Origin of the sequence: Halomonas sp. M1 (assembly GCF_029581375.1) — a bacterium.
GTDB lineage: Bacteria > Pseudomonadota > Gammaproteobacteria > Pseudomonadales > Halomonadaceae > Vreelandella.
In genome coordinates this window covers 682775-703860 of record NZ_CP121119.1, presented here as the reverse complement: position 1 = coordinate 703860, position 21086 = coordinate 682775, and the positions used below count along the sequence as shown (strand labels likewise).

At 53.8% G+C, this 21086-nt stretch carries 18 protein-coding genes; 11 read left to right on the top strand and 7 right to left on the bottom strand.

Annotated features, from left to right (window positions below):
- Positions 1-4: 4 nt before the first annotated feature.
- A complete protein-coding gene (locus tag P8S54_RS03185) occupies positions 5-1234 on the top strand; it encodes a PqqD family protein (RefSeq protein ID WP_281443200.1) in 1230 nt (409 codons plus the stop codon).
- Here the strand turns inward: P8S54_RS03185 and P8S54_RS03180 are convergent.
- Positions 1231-1767 (bottom strand): transglycosylase SLT domain-containing protein, encoded by a 537-nt coding sequence (locus P8S54_RS03180; RefSeq protein WP_281443199.1) that lies wholly within the window; start codon positions 1765-1767, stop codon positions 1231-1233. The two genes, P8S54_RS03185 and P8S54_RS03180, sit on opposite strands and share 4 nt — an antisense overlap.
- A gap of 48 nt (positions 1768-1815) precedes the next feature.
- The gene (locus P8S54_RS03175) at positions 1816-3549 is read right to left on the bottom strand and encodes a proline--tRNA ligase (protein WP_281443198.1); all 1734 of its coding nucleotides are present in this window, start codon (positions 3547-3549) and stop codon (positions 1816-1818) included.
- Positions 3550-3815: 266 nt separating this feature from the next.
- Between P8S54_RS03175 and P8S54_RS03170 the strand changes: the two genes are divergently transcribed.
- Positions 3816-4250, top strand: a complete 435-nt coding sequence (locus tag P8S54_RS03170; RefSeq protein ID WP_281443197.1) for a hypothetical protein — start codon at positions 3816-3818, stop codon at positions 4248-4250.
- A 113-nt stretch (positions 4251-4363) separates the two neighbouring features.
- On the opposite strand, the gene P8S54_RS03165 is transcribed toward P8S54_RS03170, so the two are convergent.
- Positions 4364-5587, bottom strand: a complete 1224-nt coding sequence (locus P8S54_RS03165; RefSeq protein ID WP_281443196.1) for a benzoate/H(+) symporter BenE family transporter — start codon at positions 5585-5587, stop codon at positions 4364-4366.
- Between the two features lie 116 nt (positions 5588-5703).
- A complete protein-coding gene (locus P8S54_RS03160) occupies positions 5704-7122 on the bottom strand; it encodes an amidase (protein WP_281443195.1) in 1419 nt (472 codons plus the stop codon).
- Positions 7123-7281: 159 nt separating this feature from the next.
- Here P8S54_RS03160 and P8S54_RS03155 point away from each other — a divergent pair, with 159 nt between their 5' ends.
- Positions 7282-7869: a helix-turn-helix domain-containing protein gene (locus P8S54_RS03155; protein WP_281443194.1), complete on the top strand. Its 588-nt coding sequence runs from the start codon at positions 7282-7284 to the stop codon at positions 7867-7869.
- Here the strand turns inward: P8S54_RS03155 and nfo are convergent.
- A complete protein-coding gene (gene nfo / locus P8S54_RS03150; protein WP_009099494.1) occupies positions 7839-8699 on the bottom strand; it encodes a deoxyribonuclease IV in 861 nt (286 codons plus the stop codon). The two genes, P8S54_RS03155 and nfo, sit on opposite strands and share 31 nt — an antisense overlap.
- A gap of 8 nt (positions 8700-8707) precedes the next feature.
- Positions 8708-9475 carry a glycerophosphodiester phosphodiesterase family protein gene (locus P8S54_RS03145; protein ID WP_281443193.1) on the bottom strand — a complete coding sequence of 256 codons (768 nt, stop codon included), beginning with the start codon at positions 9473-9475 and terminating at the stop codon, positions 8708-8710.
- Positions 9476-9635: 160 nt separating this feature from the next.
- On the opposite strand from P8S54_RS03145, the gene P8S54_RS03140 reads away from it, so the two are divergent.
- Positions 9636-10613: an NADPH:quinone reductase gene (locus P8S54_RS03140; RefSeq protein ID WP_281443192.1), complete on the top strand. Its 978-nt coding sequence runs from the start codon at positions 9636-9638 to the stop codon at positions 10611-10613.
- An 80-nt stretch (positions 10614-10693) separates the two neighbouring features.
- On the opposite strand, the gene P8S54_RS03135 is transcribed toward P8S54_RS03140, so the two are convergent.
- Entirely contained in the window at positions 10694-11590 is an 897-nt protein-coding gene (locus P8S54_RS03135) for a MurR/RpiR family transcriptional regulator (protein WP_281443191.1), read from the bottom strand.
- A gap of 180 nt (positions 11591-11770) precedes the next feature.
- Here P8S54_RS03135 and P8S54_RS03130 point away from each other — a divergent pair, with 180 nt between their 5' ends.
- From P8S54_RS03130 to P8S54_RS03100, 7 genes are all read left to right on the top strand, one after another.
- The gene (locus tag P8S54_RS03130; protein WP_281443190.1) at positions 11771-12580 is read left to right on the top strand and encodes an enoyl-CoA hydratase/isomerase family protein; all 810 of its coding nucleotides are present in this window, start codon (positions 11771-11773) and stop codon (positions 12578-12580) included.
- 35 nt (positions 12581-12615) lie between these two features.
- Positions 12616-14793 (top strand): acetate--CoA ligase, encoded by a 2178-nt coding sequence (locus P8S54_RS03125; protein ID WP_281443189.1) that lies wholly within the window; start codon positions 12616-12618, stop codon positions 14791-14793.
- Positions 14790-15593 carry an enoyl-CoA hydratase-related protein gene (locus P8S54_RS03120; RefSeq protein ID WP_281443188.1) on the top strand — a complete coding sequence of 268 codons (804 nt, stop codon included), beginning with the start codon at positions 14790-14792 and terminating at the stop codon, positions 15591-15593. Before P8S54_RS03125 ends, P8S54_RS03120 begins: the two co-directional genes overlap by 4 nt.
- 186 nt (positions 15594-15779) lie before the next feature.
- The gene (locus P8S54_RS03115; protein ID WP_281443187.1) at positions 15780-17645 is read left to right on the top strand and encodes an SLC13 family permease; all 1866 of its coding nucleotides are present in this window, start codon (positions 15780-15782) and stop codon (positions 17643-17645) included.
- A gap of 88 nt (positions 17646-17733) precedes the next feature.
- Positions 17734-18492, top strand: coding sequence for a DeoR/GlpR family transcriptional regulator (locus tag P8S54_RS03110; RefSeq protein ID WP_281443186.1), 759 nt, complete (start codon positions 17734-17736; stop codon positions 18490-18492).
- 136 nt (positions 18493-18628) lie between these two features.
- Positions 18629-20110, top strand: coding sequence for a glycerol kinase GlpK (gene glpK, locus P8S54_RS03105; RefSeq protein ID WP_281443185.1), 1482 nt, complete (start codon positions 18629-18631; stop codon positions 20108-20110).
- A gap of 627 nt (positions 20111-20737) precedes the next feature.
- Positions 20738-20962 (top strand): hypothetical protein, encoded by a 225-nt coding sequence (locus P8S54_RS03100; RefSeq protein WP_281443184.1) that lies wholly within the window; start codon positions 20738-20740, stop codon positions 20960-20962.
- Positions 20963-21086: the final 124 nt, after the last annotated feature.

The following is a 21086-nucleotide window of genomic DNA, read 5'->3' as shown; positions in this document are numbered from 1 at the left end:
GGCTATGCCTAAATCAGCCGCTTTCAACGACTATGCCTTGGCAAGCCTTGGCCCCTGTTTACGCTTAGTGGAGGCCGAGCCATTACTGACTACACTTCGTCAAGCAATGCCGGGCTGGCCTCTCATGCCTTGTGCGACGCAGAAAGCGACGCCTGATATTTGTGTTTGGCGCCATCCAGAGGGGTATTGGCAGGAAGCGCCAGCGCTACCTAAAGGCATGCTGCTGGATACATCGGTAGGGACTGCGTGTAGTGTCATTGCCGATGTCGCGGGCGCATATTTACGTAAGCATTCAGAGCTCGTTGGGCTGCACTGCGGGTCTGTGGAGATTAACGGCCAGCTGGTGATTTTTCCAGATGCTCATCGGGCGGGTAAGAGCACATTAACATCCGCGTTTGCAGCCGCTGGCTACCGCGTGTTTGGCGACGATGTGCTGGCGCTCAACCAACAGGGCGAGGGTATTGCTTTGGGGATTGCGCCCCGGCTTCGGCTGCCACTGCCTGAAACGCTGGCTACCGACTTTCAGCACTTTGTGGCCTGCCATCTTGGCCCCTTTGATGAGCGCTATGGCTATTTGCGGCTGCCTGCTTCTCGTTTAGCCGCGCATGGTGATAAACGCCCGCTGGGTGCTATTTTGTTGATTGATCGTGACCACTCACTATCAAGCCCCCAGTTAACGCGCTTGCAGCCGGGGGATGGTCTTTGGCAGCTGTTGCAGCAGAATTTTGCGGAACACGAGTCGGACCAAGCGTTGATTGAGCGCTTTCTTCCTCTTCTACAGAGGCTGCCCTGTTTTTTACTACGCTATCCCGATGCTTATGAGGCAGCAGTCTGGCTAACTCAGCGGTGGGAAGGGCAATCCTTTCAAGCTGATACGCCTGCAACCCCGTCCCTTAGCGCCGAGAGTCGTCATTCTGCATGCGCTGCGCTCTCACTTGGTGACGCGCGTCGTTGGCAAACGAGCGCGGCGGCATGCGAGTGGCTAGTTGGCGATGAGCTGTTTGTCATTGGGCAATCGGGAGGAGATGTTCACCGTATGAACGCGACCAGTCGTGCCGTTTGGGAGCTGCTTAAACATGAGCCGATGACGCTGGAAGATGTGAGTGAAACGCTTGACGAGTTCTTTGGCGGGGTGGGGTTGATGCAGATAAAGCGTGATATGGCGCAGCTGCTGGCTAACCTTGATCACGTCGGTTTAATTCATGAGGCGTGCGAGTCGTTGTCCACCGCTTAGCGCCAATAGTCACGCCATGTTTTCAGCACCCGTTCAGGGTACCAAGTTTGCCCAAGGCTACCGTTATAGCGCGCCAGTGCACGGGTGAAATCGCCGCGCTCAACGGCTAAGTAGTGGGCCAAAATAGTACAGCCATAGCGTAAGTTGCGGTTAGGTTCGGTGAGGTCATCAATGGGTAGGCCAAGCTCTTCTACCCAAAAGGGCATGATCTGCATTAAGCCGACGGCACCGGCAGACGACATCGCGTCTGCTTTAAAGGCGCTTTCCACTTGAATGAGGGCTAATACTAAGTTGGGGGGCAGCCCCGCTAGGTGGGCTTCGTGGTAGAGGCGTGTTAACAGCGCATAGCGCCGGTCTGGATCGCTGATAAAACGAGATAGTGGCGCATCCATTCGGCTGCGCCACTGTTCCAGCTGCCACTGATGATAGGCGGTTTGTTGGTGCCTGGCTTCTAAGGTTAAGCGCAGCGGTTGCTCTGCTGCGCTTGGCAGTGGCGAGGCGACGAATACGACGGCCAGTGCCCACTTTAGCATCCGCTGCAAACGGCCTATTGTTGCGCTCAGCGACATAGTCGTAAGCGGTTACTGTGCGTTGCTAAAGCCCGCTTGTTCGCGCAGAAAATCAACGATTTTCTCGGCGGGAATCATGGTGGCTTCGCTGTCGCGACGGCCTTTGTACTCCAGTTCGCCGTTGTCCAAACCGCGGTCACCAATGACCAAGCGGTGAGGCACGCCCATAAGCTCTAAATCTGCAAATTTAACGCCTGGACGCGTGTCGCGGTCGTCTAATAGTACGTCTAGGCCTGCCGCGGTGAGCGCCTGGTAGAGGCGTTCAGACTCTTCACGCACCCGCTGGGATTTATGTGCGTTCATGGGAACGAGTGCGACCTGAAAGGGAGCGATGGCGTTGGGCCAGATGATCCCGGATTCATCGTGATTCTGCTCAATAGCGGCGGCTACTACGCGGGTTACGCCGATGCCGTAGCAACCCATCCAAGGGTGGCTGGTTTTGCCGTTATCGCCCAGCACGCTGGCATTCATCGCTTGGGAATACTTTTGGCCAAGCTGGAAAACATGGCCCACTTCAATGCCGCGTTTGATGGAGAGGGTGCCTTTACCATCGGGGGAAGGATCGCCCTCTACCACGTTACGCAGGTCGGCCACCTGGGGAAGGGCAGCATCGCGCTCCCAGTTAATCCCGAAGTAGTGCTTGCCATCGACGTTAGCGCCGGCGCCAAAATCGCTCATTAGCGCGACGCTGCGGTCAATAATCACCGGGAGCTTGAGCCCAACCGGGCCAAGCGAGCCTGGGCCTGCGCCGACGGCCGCGCGAATCTCTTCTTCGCTGGCCATGGTCAGGGGGGCTTTAACCTGGGGCAGGTTTTCCGCTTTCACTTCATTAAGTTCGTGGTCGCCCCGCACCAACAGGGCGATCAGGCCACCTTCAGCTGCGTGTACCATGAGTGTTTTAACGGTTTTTTCAATGGGTAGCTTAAACTGCTCAACCAGGGCGGCAATGGTCTTGGCATCGGGCGTGTCGACCAGGCTCATCTCTTCGCTAGGAGCGGCGCGTTCAGGGTTGCTGCCCAGCGGTGCAGGCAGTGCTTCCGCTTTTTCGATATTGGCTGCGTAATCGGATTCGTTAGAGAACACGATGTCGTCTTCACCCGAGTCGGCCAGCACGTGGAATTCGTGGGAGCCTGTGCCACCAATGGAGCCGTTGTCGGCGATGACAGGGCGGAAATCGAGACCCAGACGGGTAAAGATGCGCGTGTAGGCATCGTACATACCTTGGTAGGTCTCTTTGAGGGAGGCTTCGTCCAGGTGGAACGAGTAGGCATCTTTCATAATGAATTCACGTGAGCGCATCACGCCAAAACGAGGGCGGATCTCATCACGGAATTTAGTTTGGATTTGGTAGAAGTTAATCGGCAGCTGTTTATAGCTGGCGATCTCTTTACGCACCAGATCGGTAATTACTTCTTCATGGGTGGGGCCAACGCAGTAGTCACGGTCGTGGCGATCTTTTAAGCGTAAAAGCTCAGGGCCGTACTGTTCCCAGCGGCCAGACTCCTGCCACAGGTCGGCAGGTTGGACGGCAGGCATTAAGACTTCCTGGGCGCCGGCGCGGTTCATCTCTTCGCGCACAATAGCTTCCACCTTGCGCAGAGTGCGCAGGCCAAGGGGTAGCCAAGTATAAAGGCCCGACGTAAGACGGCGGATCATCCCGGCGCGCAGCATTAACTGGTGGCTGATGACTTCAGCGTCGGCCGGGGTTTCTTTTAATGTCGCAATCAATAATTGGCTGGCGCGCATGGGCGTGAGCATTCCTTGGTTGTAGGGGTAACGCTGGTTTGTTGGGTCGTCATTAACGCTGACATTAGCACGTTGATGTGCGTTTAAAGCGGCATTGTACGGTGAAGCGGTTAACGCGGCAAAATCCTGCCGCTATTTGCTTAGCAGCGCTTAGGTTGAATTGTGCTAAACTTGCCGGGATTTGTGGGTCGATAGCGTCTGTTAATTCAAACTCTACGTGGCATTGCCACCGGCTATCGGTACTTTGGAACAATGAGGGAACCTTCATGCAGCAAGCATTGCGCCGTTGGCTAGCGGGGGCGATGGTGGGTGTCTCCATCGTAGCACTCAGTGGGTGTGGAACGCTTTTTTATCCTGAGCGAAAAGGGCAGTTAAGTGGCGATGTAGATCCCGTAGTGGCCATCGCCAACAGCGTTGGTTTGCTGTTCTTTATTGTGCCGGGCGTCATTGCTTACGCGGTCGACTTCTCTAATGGCACTATCTATCTGCCTAGCAATAGCAGCGCATCAGTAGATGTGCATAAACTGGATGATGCCATGGACGTCGCATCACTAGAAAAGTTGCTGTCAGATAAAGCCGGTCAGCCCGTTAGCCTGGAAAATGAGCTGGTCATGATCGAAGAGGTGGACAGCTTAGACGAAGCGCTAGCGATGGTAAGGATGTCTGGCGTGTTGGATGAAGAGCGTCTTTCGACGATGTAAGCGCATCACTACGTAGATTAATACAGGGTAGGCCCACCTCGTTGAGCTCTCCCTTTGTTTGAAATGCCCCCTGCCGTTAATGAGCGCCTGGGGGCGTTTCAGTTTAAAGCACGTTATCCAAGGCTCTTTTTCTTGAAAGTGGTAAGTTTCAGCACGATTAAGCCTGCCAACAGCCCCCAAAAAGCACCACCAATCCCCAGTAGTGAAATGCCTGACCCGGTTAGCAAAAACGTCACGATAGCGGCATCGCGCTGTTCGCTTTTCTCAAAAGCACCTGCCAGGCCGCTACCTAATGTGCTCAGGAGTGCGATACCCGCCAGTGCCATCACTAAAACGCTAGGTAGGGCATTAAATATGCCGGTGACTGTTGCGCCGAAAATGCCCATTATGATGTAGAGCACGCCAGCGGCGACGCCTGCGGTATAGCGGCGCTGTGGGTTAGCATGGGCATCTGGCCCCATACACACCGCTGCGCTAATAGCGGCCATGTTAAGTGCGTAGCCACCGAAGGGTGCCAGAAGCAGAGTTGCGCCACCTGTCCAGCTAATTAAGGGTGAGCTGTTAGGCTTATAACCTGCTGCCCTTAAGACTGCTATGGCAGGTAAGTTTTGGGTGGCCATGGTAATCACAAAGAGCGGTATGCCAATCCCTATTAACGTCGCAGGGTTAAAAACGGGCGCGGTAAACACCGGGGCGGTAGGAGTGAGCGGAAGCCCCTGTACATTTATTTGCCCCTGAAACATGGCAATCAGCACACCGATTAGCAGCACACAAGGCACCGCGAGCGTCGGCCATAAACGTCGGCCAGCTACCCACGTGGCCAGCATAGTGAGAGGTAGCAGCCACTGGCTCTCCATAACGTTAAATAGCTCTAACCCAAAGCGCAGCAGAATACCCGCCAGCAGCGCGGATGCAATAGCGCCAGGGATATGTCGCATTAAGCGCTCAAACACCCCAGTGACTCCACAAAGTGTGAGTAGCAGCGCGGAAAATAGAAACGCCCCGATAGCTTCTTCAATGGGCACGCCGGGTAAATTGATGGCTAAAAAGGCAGCCCCCGGAGTAGACCAAGCGGTGAGCAGCGGCATGCGGTAGCGGAGCGAAAGCCCTAATGAGGTAAGCCCCATACCCACCCCCAAGGCCCATAGCCAAGAGCTAATTTGTGCAGCGCTAGCACCGGCAGCCGCCGCTGCCTGAAAGATAATCGCCGCTGAGCTGGTATAGCCAATAATGACCGCTACGCAACCGGCGGTAACGGTCGACAGGCTCACGTCGCGCCAAAATGCGGTTTTTGGGGTGGTAATAGCTGAAGACTTAGTGGTGTTTGGCGCTTCCATTGGGGGACCTCACTTACGCGCATAAATGTGCGCTATAGCGCACAAAGCGTAAGGCTACCATTGTGCGTCATAACGCACAATGGCAGTGTTGGAAGCTTGATGGCGGCTAGGTGCGATTAGCTTGCGAAGTGAGCGGGGTTCGGGATGCTAGGGAAGCGAGGTGGATGCGCCTGCATATAGGCGTGGCACGCTCTCAGCACGCGTTTATCGTCATATTTACCGCCTGCTAGTTGAAAACCTACGGGTAAGCCTTGTTCGGTAAAACCGCAGGGCACCGAAGCGGCGGGTTGCTGGCTTAAGTTAAACGGATAGCTAAACGCTGCCCACTCTTCCCAGTCGCGCATGTTGCTGCCCGGGGGAACTTCATGATTGATATCAAACGCAGGAAGAGTGACGGCGGGGGTCATCAATAGGTGGTACTGCTGATTAAAATACTCCAGCCGCTGGGTGAGCGTGGCACGGTCGGCAAGGGCGCGAAATAACTCAACCGCTGACCAGCTTTCCGCTTTTTTAGCATTGGCGACTAAGCCTGGGTCAAGTAATTCCCGCTGGGCACTACTCATTTGTGACCACTGTTCCAGTGAAGCGGTAAACCATAGCTTGCGGAACGTATCCAGCGGCGATTCGAACCCCGGATTTACCTCAACCACTTCCGCGCCAAGTGCCGCTAGTTTATCGGCAGCCTCACGCACCCGTGCTGCTACCTGCGGGTCAACTTGGGCATAGCCTAAGTCGCTTGAGAAGCCAATACGCAAACCTTCCAGGCCTTTATCCAAGTCCTCACCCCAGCACGCTGGCTGGCCTCGGGTGGCGTAAGGGTCGCGATAATCGTAGCGGCCCATAACGTTGAGCATGCTGACCGCATCTTTCACCGAACGGGTAAGTGGCCCTAAATGGGAAAGGCTGGGTTCTTTAGAAGGCGGCCATTGGGGCGTCCAGCCGAACGTGGGCTTAAAACCAAAAACGCCGGTAAATGCCGCGGGAATTCGGATAGACCCTCCAGAGTCACCCCCTTGGTGGAGCACGCCCATATTTAGCGCTGCCGCCGCAGCGGCCCCACCGGAAGAGCCGCCCGCTGTTAGTCGTGTATCCCAAGGGTTAACGGTAGCGCCAAAGACCCGGTTATCAGTGACAGCCTTCCAGCCAAATTCAGGGGTGTTGGTTTTACCAAGAATAATTGCGCCTGCTTCTCGTAACATTCTGGCGGGTGGTGCGTCGGTATCGCAGAGCGCATCTGAGGTGGTGAGCGACCCCTCTCGGCAGGGCATTCCTGCTACCTGGGTAAGATCCTTAATAGAAATGGGTACACCGTCGATAGGGCTCAGCGGTTTTCCTTGCCCCCAGCGCCTTGCTGAAGCCTTGGCAGCGCTTTCAGCGCCTTCTGTATCCACATATACGTAAGCGTTTACCTGTTTGTTAAACTGCTCAATGCGCCCAAGGGCCGCTCGGGTTGCCTCTAAGGGTGAGGCCTGCTGGGATTTGTAGAGTTTGGCTAGCGAGCGGGCGTCCATTAGGCCTAGGTCGGTATCGCTCATTAATCGCTCCTTGCGTTTCGTTAATACAATAAACCTCATGTAAGCCTAGGCAAGCAGGCGTGAGTCTGCAAAATAGGGGCGAAAACCAAGTTGCCAATCGGGCCATGCTGTAAGGGCAAGTAGTCGGTAAACTAACTAACCTCATTAAAGGAGAGCCCAATGGCAAGCGCGCCCCATACTATTGCTGAACATATCGCAGGAACCGTTAAACAGCTTCGCAAAGAGCGTGGCTGGAGCCTCGACCGTGCTGCTGGGGCTACCGGAGTAAGCAAAGCGATGTTGGGTCAGATTGAACGGGGGGAATCTAGCCCGACGGTGTCTACCCTCTGGAAAATTGCCAGCGGTTTTAAAGTCTCGTTTTCTAGGTTATTTGATGGTGATAAGCCCGCGCTGGGGGAGCTGCATAGGGATGGTTGGGAGTCGGTATGGGGGGAGGATAGCGTGGGGATGCAGGCGCGGTTGCTCTTCCCTTACGATCCGCTACTGGGCTTTGAAATGTTTATGATTGAGCTAGCACCCGGAGCAATCAGTGAGTCATCTGCTCACGCCAGTGGGGTCGTGGAACACATCGTCGTGGTGGAAGGCGAAATGGAGCTGCGCATTGATGAGCACTGGCAAACCCTTCGAGCTGGCGAGGGGCTGCGCTTTTTTGCCGACAGGCCCCACGCCATGCGTAATAACGCCGCCACGCGGCTACGCTTTCACGATGTGATTCACTATCTACCAGGGGCCGCTTCCGGCGCCTGAGCGCGCAGCCAGTTAAGCTCATCGGCCCAAATGTCAGGTTCAACAGTTTCTAAGATCATGGGAATGCCGCTAATGCGTGCGTCTTGCATGATAGTGGTAAACGCAGCTAATCCGATATTGCCTTTCCCCAGGCTGTGGTGGCGGTCAACGCGGCTGGCAAAGGTGCTTTTGGCATCGTTAAGGTGCATACCCCGCAAAAATTCAAAGCCCACCACCTTGCCAAGCTCATTCAGCGTATCTTGGGTGGCGTCCGCGGTGCGTAAGTCATACCCCGCAGCGAAGGCGTGGCAAGTATCAATACAGACGCCAACCCGGGTTTTATCGTCGACGTGTTCGATAATTTCCGCGAGATGCTCGAAACGCCAGCCAAGGTTAGTACCTTGGCCTGCGGTGTTCTCGATGACTGCTGTGACGCCTTGAGTATGGCTTAGCGCTTCGTTGAGCGACTCAGCAATCCGCTTGAGGCAATCGGACTCGCTGATCTTATTTAAATGGCTGCCGGGGTGAAAGTTGAGCAGCGTGAGCCCCAACTGCTCGCAACGCTGCATTTCGTCTAAAAACGCAGCGCGGGATTTTTCCAGCCCCTCTGTTTCCGGGTGGCCAAGGTTAATCAGGTAGCTGTCGTGGGGCAAAATTTGCTCGGGGCCAAAGCCGTGCCTTTTGCAGGCTTGCTTAAACGCCGAAATGGCCTCGTCGGTAAGCGGTTTGCCTTTCCACTGACGCTGATTTTTAGTGAACAGAGCAAACGCCGTTGCACCGATTTCCACAGCACGGGTAACGGCTTGGTCAGCACCGCCTGCGGCACTGACGTGGGCGCCTAGGTATTTCATCGTTTTCCTTAGCCGTGCTGGCGTCGGTTATTAAGGTAGCGCTGGAAGGCGGCGGGTTCATCGGTAATAGCGCTGGCGACTCCCCATGCCCAGCGGCTATCAAAAGCACTGGGGTCGTTGGGTGTGTAACACAAAATTTGATAGCCATTTTCTCGCATGGCGTCGGCCTGGGAGCGCTTTAAATGCGGCCAATGTGCATGAATGCTAAAGGCTTCTACCGCTTCGCATTGGGCGCGCCACTCTTTTGGTGTGCTACCGAACAGCACCCCAAGCGCAAGCGCTTCTTTAGGCGCAAAATGGCGGCAGTGGGTCAGGGCAGCGGGATCAAATGATGAGACGATTAATCGCTCGGCGGGTAACGCCGCCAATACACTCGGCATTACGGTGTCGACGAGGGCGATGGGGTCGCGGCCTTTATTGACCTTAATCTCTAAATTCACCCCCATGTTTAGCTCGTTAAGTAGCGCAAGCATCGCCTCTAGGCTGGCCATTTTCTCCCCAGAAAAACCATCGCCAAACCAACTGCCAACGTCAAAGTGCTGGACTTGCTGCCAGGTCATCGTGGCAAGCTCTCCACGGCCGTCTGAGCAGCGGCTAACATCGCTATCGTGCCAAATAACCGGTGTACCATCGCCAAGCAGTTGAACATCCAACTCTACCCAGGTGGCGCCTGCATCATAGGCGGCACGAACCGCCGTTAAGGTGTTTTCTGGCGCCGCGGCTGAATAGCCACGGTGAGCAATAAGAGTGGGCAAGTTGATTGTGGGATGCATCATACAACAGCCTTCTAAAAGTGACCGATTAGATAGCGAAGTTTAGCATGGCTGCATGACACGGATGTTTCTCCACAGATGGGCTATTGCTTGATTTATCGGTTGTGACGCGGTTGGATAGCGACACAAGGTACGGCCAATGAATAATAAAGGAGCTTTGAGTATGACTAAGCGCATTGAGTTTTCAAAGACGGGTGGTTCAGAGGTGTTGGAATGGGTAGATGTTGAGCCCGCAGCGCCTGGTGCCGGTGAGGTACGTATTGCCAACAAGGCGGTAGGGCTTAACTTTATTGATATTTATTTCCGCACCGGGCTGTATCCCGCGCCGTCTATGCCCTCAGGCTTAGGCACTGAAGGTGCGGGCGTGGTAGACGCGGTGGGCGAAGGCGTGACGCACCTGAAAGCGGGTGACCGAGTTGCCTATGCCCAAGGACCGCTGGGCGCCTATGCTGAGGTACATACGCTATCTGCTGCTAAAGTGGTCAAGCTACCGGACTTTATTGATTTTGAGACTGCCGCTGCCAGCATGCTGAAAGGCTTAACCGTGCAGTATTTACTTCGCCAAACCTACGCGTTAAAAGGCGGTGAAACCATTTTGTTCCACGCGGCGGCAGGGGGTGTTGGCTCCATTGCCTGTCAGTGGGCTAAAGCGTTAGGCGTTAAGCTAATCGGCACCGTTAGCTCTCAAGAGAAAGCGGATCTTGCTATGGCGAACGGCGCCTGGGCGACGATTAACTACACCGAAGAGAACGTCGTGGAGCGGGTGCGCGAGCTGACTAACGGCGAAATGTGTGATGTGGTCTATGACTCTGTAGGTAAAGATACCTGGGAAATGTCGCTGGACTGTTTAAAACCCCGCGCACTGATGGTGAGCTTTGGTAATGCTTCTGGCCCTGTGGATGGGGTGAATATCGGCATCCTTAACCAAAAAGGCGCGCTGTTTGTGACTCGGCCAAGCCTGAATGGCTACGCCGATACCCGCGAACGCCTAGAGATGATGTGTGAAGACTTCTTTGCCATGATTGAGAGTGGCAAGCTTAAGATTGATATTGCAAACCGCTACTCGTTACAGGATGCGGGTAAAGCGCAAGATGCGCTGCAGAGCCGTAAAACGACCGGTTCAACCATCCTGCTTCCTTAGCCGTCCATGATGGGCATGCGCTCCTAGCACTCAGCGGCACCCGCTTCTTATGGGAGCGGCTGCCCTGGGTGATTACCTCTTTATTCCACTTCCACGTAAGCCCCCATTTTGCGCATCCGGCTCTCAAAACTGGCGACGTTATCAACCAGTTGGTCCGGGCCAAAGGCCACGCACTCTGCCAATATCGCTTCGCTTAAGGTAATCGCCGAGAGTATCGAGGGGAAAAAGTGCGGCGTGGCGTTGGCAACGGTAAAGGTAACGCTGGCACCGGGTACCAGGGGTGAGCGCAGCGTATCGGTAATTACGATGGCCTGTACGCCGTTAGCGCGTGTCACTTCCAGTGCTTTTACTGTTTCTGCGCAGTAGGGTTCGAAGCCAAACGCTACCACTATGTCTTGCTCATTGAAATGATCTAGTTCGGTAAGCAAGCCGCCTTCTAATCCTCGGATTAACACCACGTCAGGCATGGCAATCCGCCCTACGTAGGCAAAGTGATAGGCGCAGGCAAACGTATCCCGAAACCCGACGACCGCGACCCGACGAGCCGCCAGGATTCGCTGGGCGGCATCCTTAACGCGCGCCTGATTATCAGCCGTAAATAGGCGGCCAATGTTATCGAAAGCGGCATCACCTACCTCAACAAACAGCGCATCTTCAGGCTGGTTGGCCTGATGTTTTAGCTTGCTGGCACGCCCGCTTAGCTCAACGGGTGCTGACTGGACGGCGGACTGAAACACGTCTCGAAACTGCTCATAGCTTTCAAAATTTAACCGTTTGGCTAGACGAACCAGCGTTGACGGCGTTACGTCCGCGGCCGCGGCGGTTTTGCGGATTGATTGAAAGGCGATGCCCATGGGGTTTTCCAGCACATAGCTGGACGCGCGTTTTAGCTGGGGGCTTAGTGTGGGATAGCTTTCAGCAAGCCGCTGCTGAATCTCGTCCAAGCCCGTTGGATGTGGGTGGTGGGGGTCAGGCATGGCGTGCTCCCAAAAGTAATATAAAACGTTTGTGCCAATAATAAATGTTTTTGATACGCATGTATTGACTGATTTGTACTGAATACCCTATTGTTGGCAAAACATATGTTTCTTTTTTTTTGAAAAATAGAACATATGTTTCTTTTTTGATGCTCAGTTCTTAGAGGTTTTAAAAATACGATGTCCTCCGCTGACCGTACATTGCCCTGCTACGAAACGCTGCTGGTCTCTCAGCATAACCGTGTGTTGGAAGTGCGCTTTAACCGACCGGAGCGGCTGAACGCGGTGATCGAAGCGCTCTACCGTGAGCTATTAGATGTGCTGCAGTACGCTGCCCAAACGCCCGATGTAAGAGCGGTAGTACTTACCGGTGAGGGTCGGGCATTCTGCGTGGGGGCTGATATGAAAGCCCATGGCGGAGCGGCGCGCACGCTTTTCCAGCGCCGTGCGTATTTAGAGCTAGGCAACGACGTGTGCGAGGCAATCATTAAGCTTAACAAGCCCGTGGTCGCTGCAGTGAACGGTTATGCCTTAGGCGCCGGGGCAGAAATGGCGGTTTCCTGCGATTTTATCGTGATGGCAGATGATGCCCAGCTTGGCTTCCCTGAAACCAGTATTGGCACCTGTGTAGGGGGCGGGGTCTCTAAACTTTTGCCTCAACTGGTAGGGCTAACCCAGGCTCGGCGGCTGCTCTATTTAGGCGAAAAGATTACCGGGGTTGAGGCTGCCGCCATTGGCCTGGCGCTAGCCAGCCACTCCCAAGCAAATTTGCGGCAAGCAGCGTTGGCGTTAGCGGAAAAGCTTGCCAACCAGGCGCCGATTTCCATGGCCATGTTAAAGCCTTTGGTCAACCGTGGTGGCCACACCAGCCTAGAGAGCCAGCTACAGCAGGAATTAGACGCGGTGTTTACCTGTTCTACCACCGAGGATTGGCAAGAGGGTGTCGATGCGTTTGCTGAGCGGCGCGCACCGAACTTCCAAGGCAAATAGTTCGTCCTCTTACTCTTTTTTAGACAGGTGACACCGTGAACACCATTGAAGGCAATCTCCCGTTACGCAGCCCGTTACACGCTATTTTGGCACCCACCGGCATTGCCGTCGTCGGCGCCTCTGCTGACCCTACCAAGCGTGGTTATAAAGCCATGGTGGGGCTGGTAAAAGGTGGCTATCGCGGCACTATTTACCCCGTTAACCCTAAAGCTGACACGATTTTAGGCGTGAAAGCATGGCCCTCTATCAGTGAAGTGCCAGGCACTCCTGAGCTGGCGCTGCTGTGTACCCCTGCCGCCACGGTGCCGGCGCTAATCGCCGAGTGTGGCCGCCGAGGCGTAAAAGGGGCGGTCATTCTCGCCAGCGGCTTTGGTGAAACTGGCGAGGCGGGCGCGGCGCTGGAAGCAGAAATGATGGAGGCAGCCCGCGCCCACGGTGTGCGAATTATCGGACCCAACACCTCAGGCATGTTTAACCTTCACCACCACATTAATTTGCTGGCGCTGGATAACGTCACCCCTGGCGATATCGGGATTGTGTCCCAATCGGGCAATATGCTGCTTTCGCTCGCGCTTGAAGCGCAGCACAACGGCCAAGTGGGGTTTAGCACCTATATTGGCCCTGGCAATCAAAGCGATATAGGGTTTAACGACTACCTGCGCTACCTGGGGGAAGATGAGCATACCCGGGTGGCCACGCTTTACGTGGAAGGCTTTCGTGATGGCCGCAAGTTTTTAGATGTTGCCCGGGATGTGACCGCCATGAAACCCGTGGTGGTTTACAAGTCTGGCGCCACCGAACAAGGCCAGAAAGCGGCCAGTTCGCATACTGGGGCACTCGCGGGCAGCTACCAGATGACCGTTGATCTACTGCGCCAAGCGGGTGTTAGCGTGGTGCAGTACTCGGATGAAATTTTGCCCGTAGCGGAAGGCTTAGGTCGGCTGCAAAAAGCCCCCGGTAAGCGCGTTGCGGTGATTTCTGATGGCGGCGGCCAAGCCACCATTGCTGCCGATCGCCTGGCAGAGGCTGGATTACAGCTAGCAGAGCTCTCCGACGATACTCGTACTGCGTTACGGGGCGTGCTGCTGCCCCAGGCATCTACCGTGAACCCCGTCGATGTTGCTGGTTCCTCTGATGCCAACCCGTCACTGTTGGCGCGCTGTATTGAAATCGTTATGGAGGATGAGGGCGTTGATAGCGTGTTTTTGGTGGGTATGTTTGGTGGTTATAGCATGCGTTTTGCGGAGTCCTTACTCGGGGATGAAATGCGCGGCGCCGAAGCCATGGTTGAACTCGCCAACGCCAATGAAAAACCGCTCGTCATTTACAGCCTCTATGCGCCGATTAAGCCACCCGCGCTTCGGCGGCTGCATGAAGCAGGCTTGCCAGTGTATGCCTCCATTGAACATGCAGTGCGTGTGCTTTCTGCCTTGGGTGAGCGCGGCGAGTATCTTGCTGGCCGAGCAGTTCATGTCGCTGCCGAACCCGTACAGCCTTCAGTAGCCGGGCAAGCCATGTTTAAAACAGCCCGAGCCGAAGGGCGGGACTTGCTAGAGTTTGAAGCCAAGGCGCTGCTGGCCGAGCACTGTATTGCGGTGCCTGATGAGCCGCTAGCAAAAAGCGTTGACGAGCTTAGCGACATTGCCCGCCACTTTGGCGATAAACCGCTTGCTATGAAGGTGGTGTCGAAAGATATCCTTCATAAATCGGATGCGGGTGGGGTAAAGCTAAACCTTGTGGGTGAGGCAGCGCTTCGCGAGGCTTACCAGGCGATTCTTGAAAGTGCCTACGCCTACGACCCTAGTGCCGATATTGAAGGGGTATTGGTAACCCCTATGGCCGAGAAGGGCGTGGAGGTGATTGTTGGCATGCTTCGAGACCCGATTTTTGGCCCGGTCATGATGTTTGGTCTGGGCGGTATTTTTGTCGAAGTGCTTGAAGATGTAGCGTTTCGTGCGTTGCCACTTAGCCACGCTGATGCAGAATCTATGGTTAACCAGATTAAAGCGCAAAAAGTATTGGCTGGGGTGCGCGGTGCCGCAGGCGTCGACAAGCAGGCGTTAGTCTCGCTGCTGGTACAAATTTCCCGTTTGGTGGAGGCCTACCCTAGTATCCACGAGCTAGACTTGAACCCGGTAATTGCCTACCCGGAAAGCCATGCGACCGGCTATGCGATTGTGGATGCCCGAATTATTGTGGAGCGTGACCAATGAGCCAAGCAGTACCTGAACTAGTTGATGCTACGTTAACGCTGGAAAATCGTGTAGCAACGCTTACCTTAAACCGCCACGATGTGCGTAATGCGTTAACGGGCACCCAGCTTGTGGATGATATTGTGGCGACCGCAGAGTGGGTAAACCATTGCCAAGAGGTTTCCGTACTGGTGGTGACTGGCGCGGGCTCTGCCTTCTGCGCAGGTGGTAACGTTAAAGATATGGCAGAGCGGGGCGGCGACTTTGCAGGTGACGTTGCCGAAGTTGCCGAGCGTTATCGGCGAGGCATACAGCGCATGCCGCTGGCGCTTGATCGGGTGGAAGTGCCAATTATTGCTGCGGTTAACGGAGCTGCTATCGGCGCAGGGTTTGATTTGGCCAATATGGCCGATATTCGTGTTGCTTCAAACCGCGCTAAATTTGGTGAAACCTTCCTTAACCTGGGGATCATCCCGGGCGACGGCGGTGCATGGTTTATGCAGCGCCAGATAGGCTACCAGCGCGCCTTTGAGCTGACGCTTTCTGGGCGGATAATCACCGCAGAAGAGGCGCTTGCTTACGGCGTGGTGCTAGAGGTAGTTGAGCCAGACGACTTGATGGCGACCGCTATGGCGCATGCCAACCGAATAGCCGCCCAGCCTCCTAAGGCCACTCGTTTAACCAAGCGGCTGATGAAAATGGCGCCCACGATGGAGCTAAAAGGCTTTTTAGATGTTTGTGCGGTTTTCCAGGGTATGTGTCACAACGAGCCGGAGCATCTAGAGGCTGTTGAGCGGCTGCTGGCCAGTATGAAAAAATAAAGAAGGTTCACGTTTATGCCTATCAAAGCCTGGCCACGCCAGGCTTTTTGTTATTTGTTTGGCGGATGTCACTGTTTTCAGGAGCTTTACGGTCGTATAGTCATTGCACCTGACTCAAGGGCTTACGCGTCGCTCACTGTGTGGCGTGCTAAATGGATGTCCGCAACATAGGGAGATGGCATACATATGACATTGGAAAGCTTGGGGCTAGCGCCTAGTACCTTGGTATTTGTTGTTCTGGGCATAACGTTGGCTGCCTTTATGTGGGGGCGCTTTCGCTATGATTTAGTCGCGTTGGCGGCCCTGCTTGGCTCGGTCATGCTTGGATTAGTACCCGCCGAAGCTGCGTTTATGGGCTTTGGTCACCCAGCCGTTATCACAGTAGCCGCTGTGTTGGTGCTTAGCCGTGGTTTTGAGCGCTCAGGCGTAGTGGATATTATTGCCGACCAAGTGTTGAAGGTCGGCGAACGGTTGTTACTGCAGCTGCTTGTGCTAGTTGGCACCGTTGTGGTGCTTTCTGGCGTGATGAATAACGTGGGAGCCTTAGCACTGCTATTGCCGGTGGCTATGCGTCTTGCCCGTGAACACAATACCTCCCCGTCACTGCTATTAATGCCCCTGGCGTTTGGCTCGCTGTTGGGTGGGTTAACTACGCTGATTGGAACGCCGCCGAATATTATTATCGCCACGTATCGCGGCAGCGTGACCGGTGAGAGCTTTGGTATGTTTAGCTTTGCTCCGGTGGGGATTGCGGTTGCGTTAGTGGGCCTGGTTTTTATTGTGGTGGTGGGCTGGCGCTTAACCCCGAAACGCAGTGGCCAAGCCTCAACGGAAGAAATGTTTGATACCGCTAATTATTTGGTGGAATTAAACGTAACGGAAGCCTCTAAAGCCAATGGACTGACTCTGCAGCAGTTGCGTGATGAGTTAGAAGAGACGATCCCGGTGCTCGCGGTCGTTCGGGACGACGACCGTCGGGCGGGCTATAATTTTCATGGGGTGCTTAAAGAGGGCGATATTCTCCTGCTTGAAGCAGGCCCCGATGAACTGAAGCTGCTTGAAGACAAGGTAGGTTTAAGCGCCATTGCGGAACCCGAAGACGCCAACGATGGTAATGAGAACGCTGAGAGTGCCAACGATAGCCCTCAAGATAAAGACGCTCAAGACGCTGACCAACGTCAGCCGGTGAATACTGAAGGCCTGCAGCTAATTGAAGCAGTGGTGCGCAACGATTCGATAATGGTGAACCGAAGCGTGCGCCAGCTGCGCTTAAATCAGCAGTTTGGCCTGCATTTAGTGGCCGTAGCGCGGGATGGTGGGCGTTTGAAACAGCGCCTGCGGGATATTCGCTTTCAAACCGGCGATGTATTGCTGCTTCAGGGTAGCGAAAATGAAATGTCTGAAAGCCTCTCCACCTTAGGTTGTCTCCCTTTGGCTAACCGCGAGCTGCACTTAGGTCAGCCGCGCAAATTGGCGATGTCGATAGGTATCTTCGCATTAGCCATTATGGCCATGATGTTTGATTTGCTGCCTGCAGCGGTTGCGATGAGTACGGCGGCATTAATCTCGCTACTCATCGGTGTACTGCCGCTGCGAGAGGGCTATCAGGCCATTGATGGCCCGGTGATTGTGCTGCTAGCGGCAATGCTGCCCGTGGGTGAGGCATTGGAGACCAGCGGTGGCGCTGAAATTATTGCCGATGCACTGCTGAGGTTTGGCGTCGAGTGGCCCATTATTGTCTCATTGGTGGGTTTGTTTATTATCTCCATGCTGCTTTCCAATGTGGTCAACAACGCTGCCGCTGCGCTATTAATGGCACCCATAGCGGCAAGCTTAGCGAGCGGCTTTGATGTCTCCATGGATCCTTTTTTGATGGTTGTCGCGGTGAGCGCTTCCTGCGCATTTTTGACCCCTATTGGCCACCAGTCGAACACCCTCGTGCTTGGCCCCGGCGGGTATCGATTTGGTGACTACTGGAAATTGGGGTTGCCTCTTTCTTTAGTGGTGCTGGCAGTTGCGATACCTATGATCCTTTGGGTGTGGCCGCTTTGAAGTAGCTGCTATGGGGCAGTTATAAGTGACGAAAATTTTGCTAATCTACTATGCGCAAAGATAAACAAATAATTAACAGGCCGGGCCTATGAACCAACAGTTTCGCCAGGATGCCATTGTCGAGCTCGTTCGACAGCACGGCTATATGAGCATAGAACAGCTCACCGACCACTTTTCAGTCACCCCGCAGACCATTCGCCGAGATTTGAATACTCTTGCCGACGAAGGCCGAGTGCGGCGGGTACATGGTGGAGTGGGAATTGAGTCAAGCACTGTCAATACGGCCTATAGCACGCGTAAAACCTTGCACCTGGAAGAGAAAGAGCGCATTGCCCTCTGTTTAGCAGAACATATCCCTAACCACTCCTCGCTGTTTATCAATATCGGCACCAGCAATGAAATGATTGCCCAAGCGTTGCTGGAGCACCAGGGCTTAGAAATTATCACCAACAACCTCAACGTGGCGGCGATTCTTCAGCATAAAGAAGACTTCACGGTGATTATTGCCGGTGGTCAGGTGCGCTCACGGGATGGCGGTATTATTGGCGAGGCAACCATCGATTTTATTAACCAGTTTAAGGTGGATTACGGCATTATCGGGATCAGTGGTATTGATGAAGATGGTTCACTGCTGGAGTTTGACTACCAGGAAGTACGCGTTGCCCAGGCTATTATTGCTAATTCGCGGCGCATTTACTTAGCGGCTGACTACTCGAAGTTCCGCCGTAACCCTGTTGTTCGCCAAGGTAATATTTCTCAGTTAGATGCTCTGTTTACCGACCGCGCCCCTCCTGAAACGATTCTGCAACTGCTTAAACAACATGGCGTAGCGCTGCATATTGCCTAGCGAACCGAATTAGAGCACCAGTTTTGTATAGAAGGTTCATACTTGACCTTTTAGGAGGCTGGAGTAGCCTTGAATGATAATAAAGCGAAAGTAAAAAAATAAATTCGAAAGACACCTACAACAAAGCGAACGTCATATGACCTCTTTTATTCTCGCCATCGATCAAGGTACGACCAGCTCCCGCGCTATTCTGTTTGACCGCCAGGGGCAAATTACTGCTATCGCTCAACAGGAGTTCCCACAGCATTTCCCAGAGGATGGCTGGATTGAGCATAATCCAGAAGACATCTGGGAGTCGGTCATCGCAACCTGCAAAGAGGTACTGGTTAAGGCTAATATCAGCGCTTCGCAAGTAGATGGTGTAGGTATAACCAATCAGCGTGAAACGACGGTTGTCTGGGATCGTAAAACAGGAAAACCTATCTATAACGCCATTGTATGGCAAGACCGGCGTACCTCTGAGCTGTGCCAGTCGCTGCGTGACCAGGGCCACACTGAGGAAGTGCAGGCGAAAACGGGCCTGTTAATTGATCCTTATTTTTCGGCCACTAAGCTTGCATGGATTTTGGATCATGTGGAGGGTGCTCGGGAGCGAGCCGAGCGCGGCGAATTAGCGTTTGGCACAGTGGACAGCTTTCTTATCTGGCGTTTAACCGGTGGTAAACACGCAACAGATGCTACTAACGCTTCGCGTACAGCGCTGTTTAATATCCACACGCAGCAGTGGGATGAATCGCTGCTGAAGCTGTATAACGTGCCAGCCAACATGCTGCCGGAAGTGAAAGATTCCAGCGACGATTTTGGTACGCTGGAAGTGAGCTGGCTGGGCGAACCGCTGCCGATTGCCGGTGTTGCCGGTGACCAGCAAGCTGCGCTGGTAGGGCAGGCCTGTTTTCAGCCGGGTATGGGGAAAAGCACCTACGGTACCGGGTGCTTTATGATTGTAAATACCGGGGATACGCCTTCTCTTTCACGCAATCGCTTGCTGACCACTATTGGGTATCGGTTAAACGGTAAGCCCTCCTACGCCATGGAGGGTAGTATTTTTGTAGCGGGTGCTACGGTGCAGTGGTTACGTGATGGCTTAAACCTTTTTGCCGACGCCTCTGAAACCGAAGCGTTAGCGCGTGAAACCCGTAGTGGTCACAGCGTATATTTAGTGCCTGCTTTTACGGGTTTAGGCGCACCTCACTGGGACCCCAAAGCCCGAGGGGCGATATTTGGGCTTACTCGGGACACCGGCATTGCTGAAATTGTTGCCGCTGGACTTCAGGCCGTTTGTTACCAAACCCTCGACCTACAGCACTGCATGAATGATGACATGGATGCGGCACCGAAAAATCTTCGTGTGGATGGGGGCATGGTAAAAAACAGCTGGGTCATGCAGTTTTTGGCCGACATGCTTAATGTTCAGGTAGATAGGCCGACCATCCTGGAAACTACTGCGCTAGGCGCTGCTTATCTAGCCGGGCTGCGCCTGGGGTGGTACGACTCCCTTGAAGAGATAGAGCAGCTATGGCGTTGTGAGAAAAGTTTCACGCCCATGATGGAAGAGACTACCCGCGAACACCTCTACCAAGGCTGGCTGGATGCAGTGTCACGTGTGCGTTCTAATTAATAACGTTCACGTATTAACAGGTATATAACGGCGCTATGCTAAATAGTGCCGTTATTTTTCTCTAGTTGAGCATTTTATCACCCTTGGTCGTATGGTGTATTTCGCTACTGCGTGTAAACTGCACACGCTTTTAATTTATTGCAACAAACAGTTTCTATGCGATATTTAAATTTTTATGGTGATTTAAATACTTACTTTAAACTTTTCTAAAAAAGTGTGTTTCTTTTAAAACAGTCGCTTAGCAGTACTCCTGAAAGTATTCGTCACCAAACTCCCCGCCAGTGTCCTGATGTAGTCAAGCTACAACCCCTCCTGCTGCCAATGACGCATTGTTAGCACAGCTTCTGTGAATCATAGTGAAGTCATGGATCAGGGAGATGTATCGTTATCCCGATGTGACTCAACTGATCCCTTGCTACAACCGAGGCACTACGTTGTACCCAGGTGCCAAAGGCGAAGGTCTTGCAAAGCTTGTGACCGTTTCGCAGTTACCGAACTGAGCACTTATCCGGCTCAGCATGAGTAGCAACGTCACCAATCGTCGTTAATTAAGATGGCTGCTTGTTCTTCAGCAAACGAGCTTCACCACATACAAGCAGCGGCTGACCATACCATGAGGGATTGACCATGAACTGCACAGAATTGAGCCAACAAGCCGACCGTATCGCTAGCACATTCAGCAAGCAAGACTTAGCTAAGCTGGTTTTAGCTCTGAAAGGCAATCGCGAGTCGCTACAACACGCCGTTGAGGTTATCGATACTATCGATAGTCGTTTGGGCTGCACCTTAGAAGAAGCGTGGGATGAAGTATTAGCGGGCGACTCACAACTGCTAATCGAAAACGAAGAGTAGAACCGTAATGAGTTTGCACCGTAATTAGCTTGCATCGATTATTGCCCCCTCGGTTACGAGGGGGCATTTTTAATGCAGCACTTTTAGCTACCGTTAACTGTTACGACATTTTTTATAACGTTAA